Annotated in this window: 16 protein-coding genes and 2 pseudogenes; 17 read left to right on the top strand and 1 reads right to left on the bottom strand. The window is 37.8% G+C overall.

Annotated features, from left to right (window positions below; all coding sequences use genetic code 11):
* The first annotated feature begins 158 nt into the window (after nucleotides 1-158).
* From GT508_RS13040 to GT508_RS13010, 6 genes and pseudogenes are all read left to right on the top strand, one after another.
* A complete protein-coding gene (locus GT508_RS13040) occupies nucleotides 159-296 on the top strand; it encodes a hypothetical protein (protein WP_161144414.1) in 138 nt (45 codons plus the stop codon).
* Nucleotides 297-696: 400 nt separating this feature from the next.
* Nucleotides 697-2336: pseudogene (gene tnpC / locus GT508_RS13035) on the top strand (IS66 family transposase).
* Between the two features lie 1056 nt (nucleotides 2337-3392).
* Nucleotides 3393-3683: a helix-turn-helix domain-containing protein gene (locus tag GT508_RS13025; RefSeq protein WP_161144413.1), complete on the top strand. Its 291-nt coding sequence runs from the start codon at nucleotides 3393-3395 to the stop codon at nucleotides 3681-3683.
* A 430-nt stretch (nucleotides 3684-4113) separates the two neighbouring features.
* A complete protein-coding gene (locus tag GT508_RS13020; protein WP_161144412.1) occupies nucleotides 4114-4740 on the top strand; it encodes a hypothetical protein in 627 nt (208 codons plus the stop codon).
* Nucleotides 4741-4858: 118 nt separating this feature from the next.
* Nucleotides 4859-5583: pseudogene (locus GT508_RS13015) on the top strand (SIS domain-containing protein); the annotation flags it as partial.
* 316 nt (nucleotides 5584-5899) lie between these two features.
* Nucleotides 5900-6961 carry a hypothetical protein gene (locus tag GT508_RS13010; RefSeq protein WP_161144411.1) on the top strand — a complete coding sequence of 354 codons (1062 nt, stop codon included), beginning with the start codon at nucleotides 5900-5902 and terminating at the stop codon, nucleotides 6959-6961.
* A 139-nt stretch (nucleotides 6962-7100) separates the two neighbouring features.
* On the opposite strand, the gene GT508_RS13005 is transcribed toward GT508_RS13010, so the two are convergent.
* Nucleotides 7101-8582 (bottom strand): nucleotide sugar dehydrogenase, encoded by a 1482-nt coding sequence (locus GT508_RS13005; protein WP_161144410.1) that lies wholly within the window; start codon nucleotides 8580-8582, stop codon nucleotides 7101-7103.
* A 420-nt stretch (nucleotides 8583-9002) separates the two neighbouring features.
* On the opposite strand from GT508_RS13005, the gene GT508_RS14965 reads away from it, so the two are divergent.
* The 11 genes from GT508_RS14965 (at nucleotide 9003) to GT508_RS12950 (ending at nucleotide 23051) form a co-directional block, all read left to right on the top strand.
* Nucleotides 9003-10517, top strand: a complete 1515-nt coding sequence (locus GT508_RS14965) for a radical SAM protein (RefSeq protein ID WP_161144409.1) — start codon at nucleotides 9003-9005, stop codon at nucleotides 10515-10517.
* Nucleotides 10517-10993, top strand: a complete 477-nt coding sequence (locus tag GT508_RS12995) for a nucleoside deaminase (RefSeq protein ID WP_117715760.1) — start codon at nucleotides 10517-10519, stop codon at nucleotides 10991-10993. Before GT508_RS14965 ends, GT508_RS12995 begins: the two co-directional genes overlap by 1 nt.
* Nucleotides 10994-11040: 47 nt before the next feature.
* Nucleotides 11041-11283 carry a hypothetical protein gene (locus GT508_RS12990; RefSeq protein WP_161144408.1) on the top strand — a complete coding sequence of 81 codons (243 nt, stop codon included), beginning with the start codon at nucleotides 11041-11043 and terminating at the stop codon, nucleotides 11281-11283.
* Nucleotides 11268-11573 carry a magnesium chelatase domain-containing protein gene (locus tag GT508_RS12985; protein ID WP_161144407.1) on the top strand — a complete coding sequence of 102 codons (306 nt, stop codon included), beginning with the start codon at nucleotides 11268-11270 and terminating at the stop codon, nucleotides 11571-11573. Before GT508_RS12990 ends, GT508_RS12985 begins: the two co-directional genes overlap by 16 nt.
* Before the next feature lie 154 nt (nucleotides 11574-11727).
* Nucleotides 11728-15219, top strand: a complete 3492-nt coding sequence (locus GT508_RS12980; protein ID WP_161144406.1) for an HD domain-containing protein — start codon at nucleotides 11728-11730, stop codon at nucleotides 15217-15219.
* A gap of 20 nt (nucleotides 15220-15239) precedes the next feature.
* Nucleotides 15240-16124 carry a hypothetical protein gene (locus GT508_RS12975; RefSeq protein WP_161144405.1) on the top strand — a complete coding sequence of 295 codons (885 nt, stop codon included), beginning with the start codon at nucleotides 15240-15242 and terminating at the stop codon, nucleotides 16122-16124.
* Between the two features lie 21 nt (nucleotides 16125-16145).
* Entirely contained in the window at nucleotides 16146-19964 is a 3819-nt protein-coding gene (locus GT508_RS12970) for an HD domain-containing protein (protein ID WP_161144404.1), read from the top strand.
* A gap of 117 nt (nucleotides 19965-20081) precedes the next feature.
* Nucleotides 20082-20432, top strand: coding sequence for a hypothetical protein (locus GT508_RS12965; protein ID WP_192934828.1), 351 nt, complete (start codon nucleotides 20082-20084; stop codon nucleotides 20430-20432).
* Nucleotides 20433-20464: 32 nt separating this feature from the next.
* Nucleotides 20465-20698, top strand: coding sequence for a hypothetical protein (locus GT508_RS12960; protein ID WP_161144403.1), 234 nt, complete (start codon nucleotides 20465-20467; stop codon nucleotides 20696-20698).
* 95 nt (nucleotides 20699-20793) lie between these two features.
* On the top strand, nucleotides 20794-22338 hold the full coding sequence (gene istA / locus GT508_RS12955; protein ID WP_161144402.1) for an IS21 family transposase: 1545 nt from the start codon (nucleotides 20794-20796) through the stop codon (nucleotides 22336-22338).
* Entirely contained in the window at nucleotides 22335-23051 is a 717-nt protein-coding gene (locus tag GT508_RS12950) for an ATP-binding protein (RefSeq protein WP_161144401.1), read from the top strand. The genes istA and GT508_RS12950 overlap by 4 nt, the downstream gene beginning before the upstream one ends.
* The last annotated feature ends 18 nt before the right edge of the window (nucleotides 23052-23069 follow it).

The following is a 23069-nucleotide window of genomic DNA, read 5'->3' as shown; positions in this document are numbered from 1 at the left end:
AACCAGTCATTTTTTGAATATTTGATTAAATTCACAAGTGAGAAATCGCGAATATAAGTAGTTTGTCAACAGGTCCATAATTCTGTGTAAACTAAATACGTGATATGTATCCTCTTGGATTGATGTTAAAATAAATATTAATTCAGGAGGATATTTTTATGGCAAGAAGAAGAAAAATGACACCAGAAAGAAGAGAGTTTATTAACGGCTTATTGGTGTTAGAGCCCGGAGAAATTAACCATTCAGAGTCCGGAAGAAACAGCCAATTGGAGATCACTGGAAATAACCATTCATAAAATTATATCTGATGAAACTAGCATATCATTTGCTTACCACAGCCTTCAATCTGAATCAATGGCAAGGGCTACGCCGGCAAATATGCCCCATTGACACAGTTTCAGCCTGTTGTATAAAGTAATCAAGCAGAACAAGAAAATGTTCTGCTGAAGCCTACTTGTTATGGTCATTTCTATTGGACAGTAATTGGCTTTTTCTGTCGATCTCAGATTGGTTGATTCTGTTGGTCTTACATTGGTTGTTTCAAGCGGGCTCTAACAACGGCAAGAAAATGCACATAAAAGCTCTGGATTTCCTTGAAAATTTAGCGTTTTTCAAGCCTCTTATCGTCCTGTTTTCCTAGGAGTTTTCCATGATTTCTGGTATAATAGAAGTATCAAAAACCGGGAGGAAAACGCAGTGGCAGACAGTTCTAAAGATCTTCAACTCCGTGAGTTGAAAGACATGATCAACGATCTAAAAAAAATGACAAAAAACACTTCAGACAACTGTAGATACCGCTAACAAACGGGAAGAGGCTCTTACTCAGGAACGGGATAATCTAAAGGAAGAAGTGGATCTGCTTCGCAAAAAGCTTTTCGGTTCTTCCAGTGAAAAACCTTCTATGGATGTTCCGGGGCAGTTGAATTTATTTAATGAAGCTGAACTGGAACAGGATCTAACTGTTGCGGAACCAGAAGCATTGGAAAATCTTTTGCCAGAGAAAGAGACAAAAAAAGCGGAAATCCTGTGCAACTAACGCAGAACGGTTCAAAGGGATTCCAGTAGTCAAAGAATATCTGGATCTTCCGGACGCAGAAAAGGTCTGCCCTGTTTGTAACGTTCCTCTGGTAAAAATCAGTGAAGAATTCGTGCGCCGCAAACTTTCCTTCGTACCAGCAAAGTTAAAAGTGATCGAAATATACAGCTTAAATTATATTTGCCCGGAATGTAATAAAGATGACGTTACTGTTATCAAAAAGGAAAAAGACGGTCATGCACATATGCTTCACGGTATGGCTGCGGCAGATGCTGTCGCCTGGGTCATGTATCAGAAGTTTTGTAACAGTCTTCCTTATACCAGGCAGGAAAAAGACTGGGCACAGTACGGTGTTGCTATTACAAGAACAACGATGGCAAACTGGGTAATCCGTAATACATTGGATTATTTCACCCCGATGTATGATTACTTCCACAGGCAACTCTTAAAAAGGGAATTCGCAATGGCAGATGAAACACCACTCCAGGTATTACACGAATCCGGCAGGCGTGCACAGACCAAATCTTACATGTGGTTATTCCGTAGCGGGGAAGACGGAGGATTACCAATCATCCTTTATAAATATTCAGAAACCCGTGCCGGGAATAACGCAGTAGAATTCCTTGCGGGATTCAAAGGATATCTGATGTGTGATGGCTACAGTGGTTACAACAAAGTGCCTGATGCCAAGCGTACAGCCTGTTGGGCACACATCCGCAGATATCTTACAGATGCGATTCCAAAAGGGAAGCAGCTGGATTATACACAGCCGTCTGTTCAGGGCATGATGTATATCAACCAGCTTTTCCATTTGGAAGATGTGATCAAAGCGAAGTACTCATCCTTCGATGCTATCAAGAAAGCTCGTCTTGAGAAAGAAAAGCCGATAGTAGAAGGCTTTTTGTCGTGGCTTGATAAACAGAATCCAGTCTGTGGATCAAGGATGGATAAGGCAGTTACCTATATTCGGAATCGCCGATCCTATCTTATGACCTATTTGGAAGATGGTCGCTGCAGTTTTTCTAATAATCTCAGTGAAAACGCTATTCGTCCGTTTACAGTAGGCCGGAAAAACTGGCTGTTCTGTGATACTCCAAACGGCGCCCAGGCCAGTGCTATCGTCTATACAATGGTAGAAATGGCGAAAGCAAATGGAGTAAACGTCTATCACTATCTAACCTATCTTCTGGAAAAGCTCCCGAATGATAGGATGAGCGATGAAGAGTTAGATAGGCTTGCCCCATGGAACGAAGAAGTCAAAGCTGAAATCGAACGTCGTGCAAACGACTCAAATCAATAATCAATCATATGTGAATTGCGCTGATTGTCAAGGTGCTCCGGTTGCAGAAATGTGACCGGGGATTTTTAGTATCCATGCCTAAAATTTAAGCGCTTACCTTTTAAATGCATGACGGTTTCTAATAAAACAGAATAGTGAAATCCATACACTGGGCGGATGATGAATTTCGGTTGAATAATCTGGGCTCCGTGTCCTTGCTGTCTGGATTCAGAAAACGTAAATCCGTTTTTGAGGAAACCACCATTCCGGTGGTGGAATCCTTTATCTTACATCCTTAGTGCTTCTTAAACCGATAGAGACAGAAAAGAAAGACATATTCAAATTCCTCATCGGAGAAGTAAGAAATTATCAAATATCTTTGTTCACAGTATGTATTTAACGAATGGTACGATTGGCTTGGAGAAAAAGTAAGTCCTCTGGTTGATGTAATTACTGACCATATTGCACAGGATAGTTATCAGATCAACATAACAAACATTGACGCTGAGCATGACAGGTCTATGCGTGAGGTGTACGGCCGGGGTAAATTACTACGAGAGTAACACGCTCATTAAAGTGGTTCATTCTGTCTGGACAGACTGTTCTGTTACATAAGGATATTCAGGTGATTTGTTTGAGTTTGAAAATGCTATTGTGGACGATTTTAATTCAAATTATGAGTTATTATGTTTTCTGCCAAGAATATTAAATGAATAGATTGGCGAAAAAAATTCGCTTGACTTTCATATAGAGACGTGATATTGTAAAACTAATATAGCGAAAAAAAATCGCTAAAGCGAATTAAAGAAAGGAGAAAAAAGATGAAAATACGCTCAAAACAGAAGCGTTTTTTTCTGAAGGTCTGGATGAAGTTAGCAGTTTTTTTGCAATGGGTGGAAAAACATCCGTTAGTAGACAGAATTATTTTGTTAATTGTAAAAATTGTGTATTTCATGTTGACAAAAAGATGAAAACGTTAAATGTCTTTGCCAGCTATTATGAATATGTGGCTGGCAAAGGAATCCATTTGAATAATGAGCGTTTATATTAAATAAATTAGAAAGGAGGATACGAAGAATGGAACGAACAAATGTAAAGAATAATATAGGTGAAGTTTTACGGTTATTAAGAATATCTTATGATCTTTCGATTTCGGAATTGTCACAAAAGACAAAAATATCAAAATCATATATTACAGAAATTGAAAAAGGAGAAAAAAATCCTTCAGATAAAATTTTGAAAAATTATAGTGATGGATTGGAAATACCAGAAGAAACCCTGAAATATTTGCTGAATAATTATTCAAAAAAGCACTTGTCGTACCAAAAGTTATTAATTGAGATTTTAAAACGGATTGCTAAATTATAAAAGAATTTAAAGCAAAATAGAAAAAGGAGGTGAAAGATGTATGAAAAAACAAATAATAATTTAAAATCAGAAACTATTTCTCATTAAATTAAAAGAATTTGTGATTAAATAAATTGGAAAAGATAAAATTTTGTTGGGAAAATTAAAAGAATTAGTTTAATTACGTTATTGTAAGCTGTGAAATGATTAAAGGTGAGATAAATAGGTATAGAGTTAAATATCTAAGGTAATAAAAAAGCATATCGCATAAAAGTAAATTCAATATAATAAAAATATCCTATTTATTTGAGTCTGTTTAGCATTGGTGATAAATAGGATATTTTTAATTAGCATAGAATACATTAATGTTTGAAATAATCAAAAGTTAATTGAGACAGGTATACTAGTGAAATAAGGTACAAGAATAGTGAAAGGTGAAAGGTGAAAAATAGTGAGTTTAAAGGAAAAGATAGAGATTGGGACATCCGTTATAAGTATGTTAAGTATATTTTTTGGTATGTGGTTTGGATTTTATCAAATCAAATCTACTCTTTTGGAACAGAGGTTTTCTAATCGGTTAGAGTTGGCTGATGATTTGATGAGTAAGTATATATCACTATCTGAATATGCTAGCAAGGCTGCTTTTTATTTAGTTGCTGATGCAAATGATCAAGCTAAGAACTTTAAAGAATATTCAGGGTGTGTGAAAAAACATATGGAAGAATTGGAGAAAATAAAAAGTAAGATAGCGGCGTATGGTTCTGCTGAATTGGTTTCTCTTTTTTTTGATTCGTATAATGATATACAATTGAAAATACAAACTAGAAGAATAGATTTTGCATCTTGTAGAAATTATTTTCATTCTATGCCTTTGATAGCGTCATGTATTAAATATGATTTGACTGGTGAAGAAGTTAATCCATCAATTTTTTATAATTCTTTTATGAAAGAATTGAAAAAATTGGAAGAAGCAAAGGGGATGGAGAAATTTCATGAGACAATGATTATTACTAATAATAAATTAGTAAAAAAGTATAATTTGTCTAACAAATTTATTTGGAAAGAAGTAAAGGAATAGTGCGAAAGCTAAAAGGTGCTTGACACTATTAAAATTTTAGGAAACTTTATAAACAGTTGGAGACTATGTATGTAGTAAAGGGTGTGGTAAAGGGTGCCTGACACCATTAAAATTTTACAAGATGCTTGGAATTGTGAATGTAGTAGGTTCGTCTATTGCGTGTGAAGCAGACAATGTATTCTATACATTAGCCGGACTGGAGATCTCGGTTGCGACAACGAAAGCGTATAGTACACAGCTGATTGTGATGTATATGCTGGCTGTACAATTTGCAAAGATTTGTGGACAAATCTCAGATGAACAGTATATGGATATATTAAGGAGATGCAGTCACTTCCGGATAAGATCTGTCGTATTCTGGAAGATAAAGAGCGGCTCCAGTGGTTTGCATCCAAGCAGATGAATGCGAAGGATGTCTTCTTCGTAGGCCGTGGAATCGATTATGCAATCTGTATGGAAGGCAGCCTGAAGATGAAGGAAATTAGCTATATTCATTCGGAGGCATACGTGGCCGGTGAGTTAAAGCACGGAACGGTTTCACTGATCGAAGACGGAACACGGGTTATTGGTGTATTAACGCAGTCGGCGTTATTTGAGAAGACTGTCAGCAATATGGTTGAGTGTAAGAGCCGTGGAGCTTATCTGATGGGACTTACGACAGTCGGTAATTATAATATTGAGGAGAGTGCTGATTTCACGGTGTATATTCCTGAGACGGATGAGCATTTTGCAACTTCGCTTGCGGTGATTCCGCTGCAGTTGATGGGATATTATGTGTCTGTGGCTAAGGGACTTGATGTGGATAAGCCTAGGAACTTGGCTAAGAGTGTGACGGTGGAGTAGAAGTCCAGTGGGGACGGGGAATGATGGCTTTTTGTGTGTCCCTTGGTGTATTATTCTATTATAAAGCAAGTGGCTCATCGTGATCGGAATGGGGGCTCATCTGCACCGGACAGGTGGCTCATTTTAGCACAGATTATTTATGGAATGTTTTTATGTATTCCGGGGTGGCATAGGGGATGTATTGTGGACACAAAACTGAGCTGTTTCTGGACAATTTGTGTGATCAAGAATCGGACAATTTAAGAGATCATAAACAATACATTCTTGCACATTAACAATATCAAATCATTATAATTTTATAAGGGAAATTGACTATATGAAGAAAGCGATAATTACTTGTTCCAATTCTACAATTGAATTATACGAATTTGTCGAAGACTTTTATCTGGTATCTCAAAAAGCAAATACAGCATTGGAATTACTTCGACAAGGCTTGCCTACATGGGTTTCGCCGGAAAAATATGATGAAATGAAGATCTCTCTATGGGTATATAATGATACAAGAGCTAATGCATTGTGTCATTATGAAAACGGAGAAAATTATATAGCGTTATCTGTGGGACTATTAACAGCGTTTTGGAATGAAGTTGAAGATTTTGTTAGTCAAGATAATTTGACTTCGGTTTTTAAAATTAGTGAAGAAAATCGACCAACTTTTATGGATAATATATATTTTTACATGCTCAATTTTACCATAGCGCATGAGTATGGACATATAGCGCATGGACATCTTAGAGAACAAAAAGGTGAAAAAAGTATTGATGAGATGTTTAGAATGTCAGATGTAGCTAATGATAAAGACCGAAAGGCAAAGAATTGGACTACACAGTTAAAAGAATATGATGCGGATTCTTTTGCGGTAACAATACAAGCGGTATTGTTTTTGCAGCAATGGCAGGAGGATATAAGGGTAAATCTTGCAAATTTTGATAAGATGTTTATAGCAAATTATCTTTGTTTCCGAACATTTGCAGAAAAAACAGGAAGAAAATTTGCGGATTATTTTGATAAAAGTATTGATGAATATGATCATCCGCATCCTGGAATAAGAATGTATTATTCCTATATTCATTATTCTTACTGGATAGGAAGATTTCGAGATTTTGGAGAAGATACAATGACAATTCTTGGAAGTGGCAGCGATGCAGTTATTTCATATGAGAAAAATGTGTTGGGAAAAGAAAAAATTAAGGAATGCTATTATTCAGTTGCATTCACTGAAAAAGGTGCGCAACATGTTATGAATCTTCATAATGGATGGCAAGAGAAGATTGAGCATTTTAATGAGTATGCTTATATGGAAATTGAAAAAATGGATACAATAGATAGCATGCCGGTTTCATTAGACAAAAATGGGGATTTTGTCAATAAGAATTAAAAGTTTGTGTATTATAGCATCCTCCTTTAAATACATAACAGAGCGGAAAAATATGATAGCTTGCAAATGTCATCATGAAGGACAAAAAGCGGCGACAGATCCTGGCGAAAGGATGTGCCGCCGCTTTTTTGAAAAAGAATTAATCTCTCTGGAATAAATCGCGAGTATATACTTTATCTTTCACATCATCAAGGGATGAGTTATAACGATTGGCAATGATAGCCTGTGACATTTCTTTGAATTTATTCAAATCATTTACAACTTTGCTGCCAAAGAAGGTTGTGCCGTCTTCAAGAGTTGGTTCGTATACAATGACAGTGGCGCCTTTGGCTTTAATTCGTTTCATGACTCCCTGGATGCTGCTCTGACGGAAGTTATCAGAGTTGCTCTTCATGGTAAGGCGGTAAACGCCGATGACGCATTCTTTTTCCTGATCAGCGGAGTAATCCCCATGATTATTATAATCATAATAACCGGCAAGGCTGAGTACACGGTCCGCAATAAAATCTTTCCTTGTACGGTTACTTTCCACAATCGCAGACATCATATTCTGAGGCACATCATTGTAGTTTGCCAGAAGCTGCTTGGTATCTTTCGGCAGGCAGTATCCGCCGTATCCAAATGAAGGGTTATTATAATGTGTTCCGATACGAGGATCCAGGCATACGCCGTTGATGATCTCCTGAGTGTTCAGCTCTTTCATTTCTGCATAGGTATCCAATTCGTTGAAGTAAGACACACGCAGCGCAAGGTAAGTATTTGCGAAAAGCTTTACTGCTTCGGCTTCGGTGAATCCCATGAATAATGTATCAATCTGGTTCTTAAGAGCACCCTCCTGGAGAAGTGCCGCAAATGTGCGGGAAGCATTTACCAGTCGTTCATCGGATTTGTCTGTAGATACGATGATACGACTTGGATACAAGTTGTCGTACAATGCCTTGGATTCTCTTAAGAATTCAGGGCTGAAGATGATGTTTGACGTATTGTATTTTTTACGGACAGACTCTGTATAGCCAACCGGGATCGTAGACTTGATGACCATAATGGCTTCCGGATTCACTTTTAATACAAGCTCGATAACGGCTTCTACGGCAGAAGTATCAAAGTAGTTCTTCTTGCTGTCATAGTTTGTCGGTGCAGCGATAACTACATAATCTGCATTTTTATAAGCTGCTTCGCCGTCTAATGTAGCAGTCAGATCCAGTTCCTTTTCAGCTAGATATTTTTCAATATAATCATCCTGAATCGGTGATTTCTTATTATTGATCATCTCTACTTTTTCAGGAACGATGTCCACTGCAGTGACATGATTGTGCTGTGCAAGCAGAGTGGCAATAGAAAGTCCGACATATCCGGTTCCGGCTACTGCGATATTCAGCGGTGATGGTGATGGAAGCTTGTTGCTGCTGTTGTCAACGAATACTTCATCCGGCTCGAATCCGAGTGTTTCACCGAGTTGTTCCAGCTGTGGAATGGACGGGAGGTAATCCTCCTTTTCCAGACGTGAGATCTGGGCGCGGTTGATGCCTGTGGCATCAGCCAGATCCTGCTGGGTAAGTTTCAATTCTTTTCTCTTCGTTGCTACCAGATTGGCAAGGAGAGAGGTGGATAATTTTTTCATGTGGTACGGTCCTTTCTTTTGTTTGGTTGAATTGTTATTTATGCATTTAAATTGTGCGAATGTTAATTAAAATAACGTTATTGTAATGCTTGTGGCATTTGTAAAACATATAAAGTATAGTACATATGCGGGGAAATGGCAAGAGATAAGTTGTGGAGAGGTGGAAATAATTTTGTGTGGAGATAGATGCTGTTAATTGTAATAACATTTGCCCATTGGGTGTCCGTTGGGGACGGGAATAGTGGCTTTTTTTGTGTCCCTGGTGGTATTTTGTTACATAGACATATAAACTGGTTGGATATTACGGTGCGGCACAAGAATATTTAATGAAAATGAAAAGGTGAATGGAACCGGTTGAATGAAATGTTGGAATAATTCATCTTTTATCGTATAATAACAATGGAAGGAGAGGGGGATCTAGTGTTAGAAATAAATGAAGAAAGCCTTCATAATAAATTATTGGAACATAAAAATCATATTGGTTTTAATTGCGCAGAGGGAAGTCTCATTATAGCGAGTGGGTTGGCATTTGTGTATACCATTGTTTCGGGAAAAATTAATAATAATATATTAAATATTGTATCTTGGTGTTTTGCGATTGGACAGATCATTTATGGCTTGGCTCAGGTTATCATAGCCTTGAAAACAAAATTTAATGCTGAAAAATTATATCGGGAAATAGTGAAATTAGATGTTTCAGCACATCGTTATTCTTTGATTGCAATCAAAGATAGCTTTATGGGATATAAATCAAATCGTATACTTACGAAGTATTTTGAAGGAAAATGGAATGAATATATGTTTCTTTCTTTTCCCACTGCGGCAGAGAGAGATGAAGAAAGTTTGAAAAATGCAATTGGAGCAGCGTTAAAAATACCTAGGGACGTAATACATTTATATCAAAAGGCATCGATTTACCAACCTAAAATATCTCAAGACTGGAATACTGTGCGTGCTTATTATAATACTTATTATGTAGTATATATTGATAGCTTCCCGGAATTACTAAAAAATAATGAGTTTGAAATTGATGGGGTACATTATAAATGGATGACTCTTGAACAAATGGAGCGGGAAGCCGAAAAAAAAGAGCATAATAAGAATGAACGAAGGACATTTGCCCGATATATTTTTACACCTGCCCGATATACGGATTTATACTCAGAACCAAGAAAAAATGTATGGAAAATGCCGCATAATGTGTGTATTCGGTTAAATCGCAAATGTGATCTTTCGTGTAAATTTTGTCTTGCATGTAGTGAAAATACGTTAATGTTAAGTACAGATGTTGTTAAGCAATGTCTCTGCCTGTTAAAAAATAACGGAGTAAGAAGAGCCAGATTAGGAGGTGGAGAACCTACGCGACATCCAGGGTTTATGGAAATTGTGAGATATAGTGTAAATCTTGGAATGGATACCATTGTATATAGTAATCTGTATGATGTAGATAAAATAATACCAGAACTTATAAAATATCCGATTCGTGTTGTTACAAGTTTACATGGAGACGAATCATTTCATGATTTTATAACCCAGACGGAAGGGGCATATCAGAGAACTTATAATAATATTGTAAAATTAGTGTCATATAATATTCCGGTAACAATACATATGGTTTTAATGAATGAGAATGTTCATATGGTGGAACAGGTGGTTGTGGAAGCTATAAAAATTGGTGTAGACAAAGTTACGATTCAGACGTTGATTCCGCGTGAAAGAGGACGAGAATTTATAGAAGAAAATCATGCTACTGTTTTTATGCTTCGGCAAAATCTTGAAAAGGTAAGATACCTGGGAGAAAAATATAAGGGACAGATAACGATACATTACAATGATATGTATGAGAAAGAATATTATATTCTTGAACCAGATGGATCTATATATTTGGAGTCGGGAAGCGGAGATTCTGACCAGTTGATTAGGAGATTGGTATAGTGACAGAAAAAATGATGAATAAAGTAATGTTGGAATGTATTAGAATAGCAAGACAAAATATGGACGATGATCAGTATCCTATTGGAGCAATTATTACCGATGACAGGGGAAAAATTATTTCTTCTTCACGAAGTTCATTAAGAAAAGAATTAGATCCGACAAATCATCCGGAGATAGCAGCAATACGAAAGGCATCGAAAATTTTAAAAAGACGTAAATTAAAAAAGTGCTATCTTTTTACAACTTTGGAGCCATGTCCAATGTGTACTTCTGCTGCAATTTGGGCATGTATGGAAGGAATCGTTTATGGAGCAAGTCAGGAGGAAGCAATCAAATTTGTTGAAGAATATCCAGAACATAAATTGTCGTGGAGACAAATTCCTATAACGGCGGATTATATTATTTCTAAATCAGGAGCTAAAATAAAACTTTTCGGAGGTATTCAAAAAAAGTTATGTCAAGGGCTGTTTAAATAGATGTTACAAAAGACGATTATTTTCTGCAGACAAGCAGATATATCCATTTGAATCCTGTGAAAGCGAAGATGGCAGTGCATCCGGAAGAGTATCGATGGAGCAGTTATAAGACAATTATAGGGATGCAAGATGATCAAATCACATCAAGTTACAGGACTTTGGCTTATTTTCAAAATCACAATGTGACGCGTTATAAGGAATTCGTTGAAGATGTTGGGCATAAGTATATGGTTCACGAACAGGAAATCAGAAAAAAGATGGGAGAAGATGAAATATGGCTACCGTGGTAAAGCGTTTTGCAATCCAGGGGATTGAAGGATATAATGTGGATATTGAAACAAAGATGTTAGATGGACAGCCGATGATTTCGATTATCGGGATGGGTGATGTTGTAGTAAAAGAAGCCGGGGACAGGATCCAATCTGTAATTGATGAAAGTGGATATGTATTTCCTAAGAAAAGAGTGATCATAAGTCTTGCGCCGGGAGATAAGAAGAAAAGAGGTTCTCATTATGACCTTGCGATGGCGATTGGAGTTTTGCAGGTGTACCATTATAGTGGCTGCAAAGCAGCCGCCTAAAAATGTCAAGGTACTCGCTATTTTGCGTTTACGAAGAAGCTGCCAGTGGCAAGTTCTGTAGATGAATAAATATACTTTTCTCCCTTGTATAACCATAGGAGCTGCCGTATAATAAAAATAGTTAAGATACAGGTGTCAAATTGAGGGCGCGTAAATGAAGATAAAAGAAAGAATTATAACTTTAATTGAAGAACAAAAAGATGAAAAGTCTGCGAATTTGTGGAATATCTGTCAAAAAATAATAGATAACATCAATGCACATAATAAACAGATTATAGCACAGATGCAGGAATACGACACACACGATCAGGAACATAGCGAGAAAGTTCTTGAGATCATGGAAAATATTCTGGACCCGACAACAATAGAAAAGATGTCTTTTTATGAATTGATCTTGTTATATATGTCCGCATACCTGCATGATTCGGCAATGGCAATGCCGAACTGGGAATATACATTACTCAGAGCAGTTGAGGGAACAGAAGAATATAATGACAGTACATTAAGCTTTAAGATTTGCAATGATTACAAACGGGTGCATACATTTTCGGAAGCATTGGATATGGTGCAGAATAACAAGGATAAATTGTTTGATTATGAAAAGGCCAGACAATATGTATGCATGAAACCGACAGAAGAAGCTTTGATAGAATCGCTGGCAGAGCTTATGTGCAGCTATGAGGAATTTCGTAATGGATATACAGAGGAGCTGGACGGATGCAAAGATTCCGTTTCAAAATATATGAACAAAAGTAAATTTATACGTAGCGAATTTATACGGCAGACACATCATATAAGAGTAGTTGATAACGTATATGCATTGAAAGGGAAGATTGCAGATGCAATAGGAGGCTTCTATGCAGAGAGTTTTGTAGAAGATCTGGCAGCCGTCTGCAGATGTCACGGAGAAAAGCTGGAAAAAATATTTGAATTACCGATAGCAAGAAAAGATTGGTCTGATGAAAATGCAAATATACAGTTCCTGGCTATATTGTTAAGATTAGGTGATGTGATTCATTTCGATTCTGAGAGAGCTCCGATGTCGTTATATGCAGAAAAACAGATTTCGGATGCAGAAAGCTATAAGCACTGGAATGCAAAATTTCAGGAATTACAGTACACAGTTCATAATGAAAACAGTAAAGTCAGTATTAGATATCAGGCATATTGCAGAGAGCCGGAGATGTATTATTTTATTCAGGATTATCTGGATGGGATAGATAATGAAATAGACAATTATTATATCTTGAAGAATAGATGGGAGTTGATACAGAATCGAGAACTGGAAAGATATTATCTGAATATAGATAAAGTGGACAGGACGCAGATAAAATATGACAGGGACAGATTTGTGCCGGATAAGAATATGAAATTTGTTCTGAACCAGTCTAAGATATTGGAATTGTTAATGGGAATTCAGCTGTATAAGGACAAGTTTCTGTGTATAAGAGAAATTTATCAGAATGCACTGGATGCTTCGAAGTGCATGAAAGCATATAACAGGAAGCTAGGAAAGACAGAGAATCTTACGATACAATTTGGTGTTGGTGTGGAAGAGATTCAGGGAAAAACGGAAAAATATATCTACTGTCTGGATCATGGCACTGGCATGAATAAATATATAATCAGAAACTATTTGCTCCATATAGGAAATTCTTACTACAGATCGAAGGAGTTCGCAAAGAAAAATACAGATTGGGGATATGATGTAAATCCGACTTCACAGTTTGGCATTGGACTTTTATCCGGATATATGCTGGCGGACAAGATTGGAATTACAACAATTCATTATGAAGATAATAAGGCATTAAGCTTTGTGCTGGAAGGTGCGAATGAACATTTTTATTATATAAAACCAAATAGGCTGGAGAAGGAACAGATCGGTGAACACGGGACTCTTATTAAGTTATATTTAAAATCAGAATACTGTGATAATATAAATGCAAAATATATTCCCAAATTACCATTAGCACTGATGACTTCAAGAAGTGAAATAAAAAATTATGTAGGTGAGAGAAGTCTTATAGACGGGAACCTCTTATATATACTAAGTCAGCATATAGGCATAAAATGCGCAGATATTCCGGTTCGGGTCTGTGATGAAGAGGGAAAATGCCATGAGCTTTATTATAGCAATACGATCTTTGATCAGAGAAATTATGATGAAATCCATGATGAAGATGTAGAACAGTTGTGGAAGGAAAGGCACTATTTGGGTGGTGGAGAGAATCCATATAAGCTGGCAATTGAGAAGAGAAATCTGATGGATGACTATGTAATAAAAGCAGTAAGTGAGAATGTTGAATTGTATTCACATATTACTTTGCCAAAAAGGGGAATTGGTGAATATAATGTAAGACTATTTGATTTTGGTGATTTTCTGGGAAATAAAGAAAGCAGTATATTTGTAGACGGTGTATTGGTTGAAACATCAATGAGGAACTGTTCTGAGATTGAAGATGTATTGGGAGAAGATATTGTAATGCACAGTATGCTCAACTACGTAGGAAACAAAAGACCTGTTTTATCGGTCGACCGGAATTCTTGTGTAGAGATGCCGAAGATAAAAGAAGAATTGAAGAATCTGCGAGATGCATTCGTTGGAGAAATTCTGGACACGATTACAGGACATGTACAAAAGGAGAACATTACAGGGGACGATCCGGAAGGGGCTGTGATACTGAATATTGTAATTAGAGAATTTCCTACTTTGTCAGGATGTCTGCTAAAAAGGTTATGTGCTTCACAAAATATAAAACTGACATTTGATAAGAAATTCCTGGAGAATCATTCGTACAATATGAATGATATTTTTTCAAAAGATACAATCGTTTTGAGCGAAACGAATTTTATGGAATATCAGGAAATAACAAGGCAGGTAATTCTTGGCAGGAGTATGTATGCAGAAAAAATAAAAGTCAATGATCTGACTGTTGAAATCAGGGGCGGAGAATATCAGGAATTTCCGGATATAAAACATGCATACAGGCATGAGAATCTTTCACTGGTGTCTGTGGCGATAGGAGCAGATGAGTGGGAAGGTGTATATAAGGAATATGATCTGGTCAGCAGATTGTGGCCGATAGTAAGTACAAAATTATATGACAGCCTTGTCGATGAATATTCTGTAAGCGAAGTTACAAAACGATGCAAAACTATCAGTGAGGTAACGAATGGGATGCAGGGAATTGCCAATCTTGATCCGGTGCTTATTCACCCGAGGTATGGTATCAGTTCAAAAAGTCAGAATCATCTCAGAAAAAGAAATTGTTACGTGGGAGAATTTGAAAGTATCCAAAAACAATACTGGTTATTTGAGATGACAAATCATGGAGAGTTGACCAGAGAAAAGAAGATTAGTTATGCATTATATGCTTATATTGGACCAAGAAAATTGAATGAAATGGAGCAGGAGCGGCTGGATGAATTGGCAGAGAGTGACCCTGAGTATGTGCAAGGGGTAAAAGAAGGATGGAGTATTCTGTTTTTGGGAGCAATTGAAAAATATATCATCTGTCCGGGCGTGATGCCAAGAGATGAAATTGTGAAGAAAATACCGGATAGCTATAAAAAGATGAAACCTGATATTACGTATTTATTTACGGATGGATCACATGTATTTGATGAATTCCATTTATCAGAATGAACGAGAGGTGAGAATAAAAAATGAATCGATATCCGTTTATTACAGATGAGGAGTTTCGCAGTCTTTTGTATTATCAGGGGGCAATACAAAATATAGATTTAAAGATGCTGGATACAGAATTGACTAATTTTTACAGTATTGGAAATGCATACGAGACGATAAATGTATTGCTGTTCCCTGGAATCGAAAATGAAAAGTCGAGATTAGCTATTGAAAGACGTTATATGGACGAGCGTATCTTGGAGGATATGGATGAATTATTGAATGTATATTGCTGGTTATACTCTGCGATGTGTAAATATACATTGCATACATCGAAAGGGAATACAATACATACACGACGCGATGACCGGAGACATACATATGAGTGTATGAAGTATGGAATCAATGATTCGTTTTTGTCAACTTCGCTAAGGTTAGATAGTAATCAATATTTTCAGAAAAAAGATGGATTAGTTTTGATGGAATTTGAAGCAGAAGATACAGTTGAACATATCAATGTGAATGATGTATTGGGAGATAAAAGTGGTTTCCCTCAGGAAGATGAGATTTTATATCCGCCGTTTATATATCTTGAGACAAAACCGTTGACGTTAGAAGAAAGTGAAAAAAGCTTTCAAGACTGCCATAAAGCACCTCCATGCGGGAAATATTTCATTACTTTAAAAAGCTCATCTATAGAGCCGAAAGAAAGATCGAAGGAAACGACAGAATGGCTGGACCAAAAGAGAAAAGAATTGACCGCAAAGACAGAAATTGAAAATGCGAAAAAGGTATGGAATGCGATTACAATAAATGCAGAATGTGCATACAAAGCAGAAATTCAACAGTATGTGAACTGGAAACAGGGATTGAAAGAGTACCTGAAAACAATATATGCAATTATAAAATATGAACAAAGGTAAAAATGGGAGCAGAAAGAGGATATGAAAAAGAAATATACATTAGAGGAACATCTTCATCGGACAAGCAAACATCATGACACGAATCACAGCCTGGAAAGTGTATATGATCTGCAGAAAAGAAAACTGACAAGATATTTGTCATCTGTAGTTACAACTTATCCGACTTATAGTACACACGATACCTGGCATTCGGCGAACATTGTATCTGCGATTGAGAATATTCTTGGAAAAGAACGCATAAAAAAGCTGTCTGGGATAGATACATTTCTGATATTGATGTGTTCTTATATGCATGATATCGGGATGCTGTATACAGACCGGGAAGTCAGGAAGATATGGGCGACAAAGGAATTCCAACAGCTTTTGTATGAATATCAGACAGATGATACGACGGTAGGAAAAGCAGCTAAATTGTTACTGGAAGCAACTGGAAAAGAGGATGAGCTTACCTGGCCGCTGAATATAAAGCAGGCAATTACGATTGTGTTGATGGAATATTTCAGACCTCAGCATGGCAGAAGGATTCAGACGTTAACAGACGAAGCAAATCAGATTGGAGAGCTTTTGAGGGTCGAGGATTCTTTTCTGCCGGGACGTATCATCAAAGTGATCAACAAGATTGCAATGGCACATACGGGAAGTTTCGAAGAAATGCTGTCAGGATTGGTGATGGTAGATACTTTCGCAGGGGAGGAATTCCATCCCAGACTTATTGCATGGCTGCTTCGGATGGGAGATTTGTGTGATCTGGATAATGACAGGTTTAATAGAATCGGGATTGCAACGTTCGGGACATTGCAGGATGAGAATCTGGCACATTATTTCAAACATTGTTCGGTGGAAACGTTATATATATCTATAGATAAGATTCGGGTGATCGCAGATATTAATAAGAAGGCGATTCGGGAAGAATGTGCATCTGACTGGATGAAAGATGACGCGATAGATAATAAAGAACAATTCCAGCGCAGATGGATGAAAGTATATCAGCAGACAATCCGTGAACATGTGAACTGGAAAAACTGGATGGAAAGCGAGATCAATGCTGCCAAATTAAATGTAAATAAAATTTTTCCAAAGCATTGGAGTCGTAAAATCCCGGAGATAGAATATACGATATTATTAAACGGTGAAAAAATCTCATCGGGTAATGAAAATCTACGCTTTTCTTTTTCACAGGAAAAAGCCTATTCTTTGATTGAAAATATCAGCATTTATCAGAATGAGGGATTGATTTTTCTTAGGGAACTGATCCAGAATGCAATTGATGCGTCAAAGATTCAGATCTGGCGTGAGATAAAAGAGAAAGTCCCGGAGGGAAAATATGAGCTGTCGCCATTTCAGGTGGCAAGAATGTTTCCGGGGATTTTTGAAAGGCATGCAGTCAGAATCAGTGCCAGATATCACGAAGAGTCGGATTGTGTTGATTTTGCAATCGAGGATGCAGGTGTCGGAATCAGTGTAGAAGAATTTCAGGAACATATTTTAAAAACAGGGAACAGCTGGAAGAATCGAAAAAAATATAAAAAAGAATTTGAAACAATGCCGGAATGGTTAAAACCGACCGGAGCATTTGGAATTGGACTCCATACGGTATTCACAGTTACGGATGAGATGAAGATTTATACCAAATCCGATTGCGAGGAGCAGACAAATGAGATGCTGTTATATTCCGGTAAAAAAAGCGGCTATGCATTTTGCCAGAAAGCAGAAGAACCTCGTTCAAGAGGTACGAAGATATTTTTTTCATTTCATCTGAATCAGGCGCAGAAGGAGCAGTGCTTTGGGGAAATGGAAAGTTCTTATCTGAAGGAGTACGGTGGCGAATATGAAAAGCTTATGATAAACCGCATTAATCAATACTGTATAACTCCGATCGTGCCGATTTATTTTAATGATATGGAGTACATGCTTCCGGAGCTGACAGCATCCACCTGGTGTAATGAGCTTACATATTATGAAGGAGAGAATCTGAGAGGAAATGTAGATGCTGATAATCGATTTGAATATTGCTTTGGATATAATTATCGATATATTGTGATTTATGATAAGAAGATGCGGTATCTGATTCACTTTAAGATTCCTCAATATGGGGAAAATAGAAGTGAAACGTTATCTTATCAGTTGTGTAGACAATATAATGTGCTTTCTTTTATGGGAATGCATATAGAAGACAATATTGATATAACGGGAAATTTTTTCGAGATTGCTTATATGGATATTCTCTCCGGGGAGGGAAGCGCTGTGATCGATGCGTCAAGGATGAAACTTACTTACGAAGCCAAAAGACAGATTGAGCAGTCTGTTGTGGATGCTGTCTCATATGCAAAAGAGTGTTATCTGCGATTTATGATAGATCAACATCAGGATGATGTGGTTAGTGCATACCGTGCCGGAATAAAAGAGCTGGCAGAAGAATATGATGCGGGCGCAATCAGTGAGAATAAAGTATGGCAGGAAATGTGTAAGAAGAAAAAGATGATTTTTCCTGCAATCGATTCAAGACAGGTAAAATCATTGGAAGTCAGAGTTGTAACGTATCTGATGAGTCTGAACTTTGTGGATGAAGTTTTGAAAAAGGATATTCAGAAGCTGCAGAAATCTGTGGCAGAAGAAACAAATGTGGATTCATTTGAAATATTGCCAAAACTGGAGATAAAAGCATTTGACTTTCTGGATTATCTGTTGAAAAAATGGAAAGGTGATTGGAAAGTATCAAGGTATTCTTTTATGCGTTCATATTTTGATAATCAAATGTTGGATATACTGAGACATTATTGTGGTATATGGGCACAGATGATAATTCAGTATGTGTTAAAGTCCAGACGGATGAATGATAGGGAGGAGATGTGGCATGACAGGATAAAACAGGAATTTGACCGACGTTTTCCAAATATGTCACAGTGGAGAAAGACGAAATATGTGCCGGAAGAAGTGTTGCGGATGTTGATCACTTACAGAGGGATCGATGAAAGAGTGAATGGAAGAGGGAATACAGCTATTCCGGTCTTGGAATCTGTATTATTTCCTGGCTCAGCAATCTCCTTCAGAGAATGGATATATCGGGGAAGTTATAGAAGCAACCCATTGATGTCGCTGGAATTGGATCAGCCATACCTTTATCTTCTGCTGGATATTCCGAAAGATCCTCAAGTAAGTAATTTGGAAAGAAAAGTGTGGAATCTGTATGTGAAGGACAGTATCTACGGAACCTTCCGATATGATATGGTAAGACCGGATTCTGCAGGGAAATTGATAGATGAAAAATCTGTAAACATTTCCGGAGAAAATAATAATCTGGTATATGACTGCATTCCGATGTTAAAAAGGTATGCAGTAACAGCTTTGGAAAAGAGCAGACAGGGATTAGATATTTGCATGGAGGTTTTTGACAAAGAAAATCAAGGAGTTCGTGCCGGAAAGAAGGAAAAATGGGAAGTATATAAAAGATTCTGGCAAATCATCGAAGATTCCAGACATTATGAGCGAGAGGAAATTAGTGTCGGGATACCGGCGTTTGATGAATTTAAGGAAATATCGAATGATTGTCAGGAATATAATCCGTGGTTGTACATACAATGTCATTATCCGGTTGTTCCTGCGTGGGATTATCAGAAGCAGATCAGAGAGTTCATGGATGAATGCAATATGAAAGCGTGGAGAGCAGAACAATGTGTAGACGAAATTCTAAGAAGAAATCTGACGGACAGAGTTATCAATTACTTATGCAGAATAAAGACTGATGGCAGTGTGGAAGCCAGAGAAGAAATAAGAAGATTATATCGAGAATTTTTGTTGGAACTCTTTACTGCGTGGGATGAGACTATGCCAAAAGGATAACCGTCCCCATTGACACGTGTCGGAGTTTTTCTTGTAATTAAAAAGATCATTGATGATTATAAACTTCAAGACTACTTGAGCAGCTGAGACGACCGTGGAAAAGTACTGCTCCTGGATTTGGCAGCGTATTCCATTATCAGTGAGAACAACGCAGCCCAGTATTATCCTGATTATGCATACAATCCTCCAGTGCTGACACCCAATCATAAGATATACAGTGATTCAATCATCTCGAGGTTTCTGTCTGAAATCGGAGAAGATGAACGAATTGCTTTTCTTAATGACTGGAATGAAAAAAGAAATCATCGTGAGAAAATTTATATTTCCTATGATTCTACGAATAAGAACTGCGAGGCTGGCGACGTAGAGAAGGCAGAATACGGTCATCCAAAGGAAGATGCTGGGGCTCCGATCGTTAATTATGCGATGGCATGTTTTGGTTTGAGTAGGAAAAACATGAGAAGTTAGCATTAAAGTAGTGTCGGGAATATAGAAGAAGGATGGAAGCAAAATGGAAGAGCCTTTGTATTCATCCGACAATGAAAGAAGCAGAACAGAGGTTATCCTTCGATTCTGCTTCTGTATTTTTTAGGGGTTACTCCCTGATATTCTTTAAATTTATGAATAAAATAACTGATATTGTCAAACCCGTGATTATTCCGGGGCTCTCTGAGCCACCTGTCCAGACTTTGAGAGCCACCTGTCCGGAGAATGAGAGCCATATATTCCGGTAATTCAGAGCCACCTTATTGGGCTCTATTACATATATTTCCTTTATACTGTAAAGACATACCTTTGGTGTGAATACAGATAAAGGAGGTTGTAAGTTATGACCAAGTATCGTGAAATCCTACGCTTGAAAAGCTTAGGATTCAGTGAGAGGAACATCGCACAGAGTTGCGGTGTATCCAGAAACACAGTCGCCAAGGTTTTGAAAAAAGCAGCGGAAATCAATCTTTCATGGCCGCTGGATTTTGACATGACCGACAGTGCACTAGAGGAGCTGATGTTTCCTAAAGATAAGTCGGCAACGAATAAACGTATGCCAAACTTTAACTACATCCGCAAAGAACTTCTGCGGAACGGCGTAAACAAAAAGCTTCTCTGGGTAGAATACTGTGAGGAGTGCCGCATGAGCAGCGAAGAGCCTCTAATGTATTCTCAGTTCTGCTACTACATCCAGAAGGATGAAGAAAAACGCAGGGCTACCATGCATATCCCTAGAAAACCAGGTGAACAGATTGAAGTTGACTGGGCAGGTGACCCTGCTCACATCATTGATCCGGACACCGGAGAAATAACAGATGCATGGATATTTGTAGGTGTATTAACTTACAGTCAGTATGCTTTTGTAAAAGCATATATGAATGAGAAAACTGACAACTGGATCAAAGCTCATATCCAGATGTTTGATTTCTTTGGCGGTGTCACACCTATGCTCGTTTCTGATAACTGCACAACCGCAGTGAATCATAAAAAGAGTGACTGGTACAACACTGCCTTAAACACAACTTATCATGAGATGGCAGAACATTACAATCTTGCCATCCTTCCGGCCAGAGTCCGAAAACCCAAAGATAAACCGAATGTAGAGGGATCGGTAGGAAAGATATCCACATGGATAACAGCAGCCCTTCGCAATGAACAGTTTTTCTCTCTTGCAGAATTGAATGCTTCAATCCGTGAAAAACTGGATGCCTACAACGCCCGTAAATTCCAGAAAAAGGAATGTAGCAGACTCAGTTTATTTCTTGGGGAAGAAATGCCATTACTGGCTCCGTTGCCTGCTACACCTTTTGAACTGGCTGAGTGGAAACAAGCCACCGTCCAGTTTAACTATCACATCGCAGTAGACAGAATGTTCTACTCCGTGCCTTATCAGTATATCAAAAATAAGGTTGATGTGCGTATAACAGATACAACGGTTGAAATATTTTATAATCACAATCGTATTGCCTCTCACAGACGACTCTATGGAAGAAGCAGTCAGTATTCTACAGTGACAGAACATATGCCGCAGGAACACCAGAAATATCTGGAATGGAACGGTGACCGGTTCCGTAAGTGGGCTGATTCGATTGGAATTAACACAAGTAAGGTTGTCGATGCAATACTTACCTCCGGCAGGATTGAACAGCAATCCTACAGAAGCTGCATGGGATTACTGAAACTGGCAGAAAAATATTCGCCAGAAAAGCTGGAACAGGTCTGCGCTAAGGCGCTCTCTTATTCCGGTAAACCCAGCTATAAAAGTATCAAAAATCTATTGGTTGCAACAAAGGATGCACCTGATACCGAATCAGAATCATCTCAAGTAGAAAAACCACACGGCATAACCAGAGGAGCCAAATACTGTAGAGGTAAACAATCATGACAAATCAAAGTACAATCGATAAACTTATTGAAATGCGTCTGACTGCTATGGCAGATGCATTCCGCATCCAGATGGATGATCCTGCAATGAAGGAAGTTCCATTCGAAGATCGCTTCGGTATGCTTGTTGATGTCGAGTATAGCAACTGTAAAAACAATCGTCTGAAAAGGCTGATCCGCCAGGCTGAGTTTGAACAGCCAGATGCCAGCATCGCAGCGATCGATTACCATTCTGGACGAAAGCTGAACAAAGCACTGATCAACCGTCTGGCAACCTGTGAATACATTACAGAATACCGGAACATCTTTATTACTGGAGTAACCGGAAGTGGTAAAACTTATATGGCCTGTGCCTTTGGCATGGAAGCATGCAAGCACTATTACTCAGTACGGTATGTACGACTTCCTGATCTATTATTGGACTTACAGGCTGCCAGGGACAATGGAACTTTCTCGACTGTCCTGAAGAAATACACCAAGCCAATAGTACTGATCATTGATGAGTGGCTGCTTCTTAAACTGACAGAAGCTGAAGCCAGGAATCTTTTTGAACTGATACATAAACGACGAAAAAAATCTTCAACGATCTTTTGTTCTCAGTTCCGTGAAAGTGAATGGTACCAGCAAATCTGTGATGGTGAAAGTACTCTTGCTGATCCCCTTATTATAAACATTCATTTAAGCAGGTTGAAACTCGCAGGAGCTTTCGCGTAACGAACTAAACTGAATCAT

The organism is Dorea sp. BIOML-A1 (assembly GCF_009875615.1).
GTDB classification, from domain to species: Bacteria; Bacillota; Clostridia; order Lachnospirales; family Lachnospiraceae; genus Dorea_A; species Dorea_A amylophila.
The sequence above is the reverse complement of the archived record's forward strand: the minus strand, read 5'-3'. Positions and strand labels throughout refer to the sequence as shown.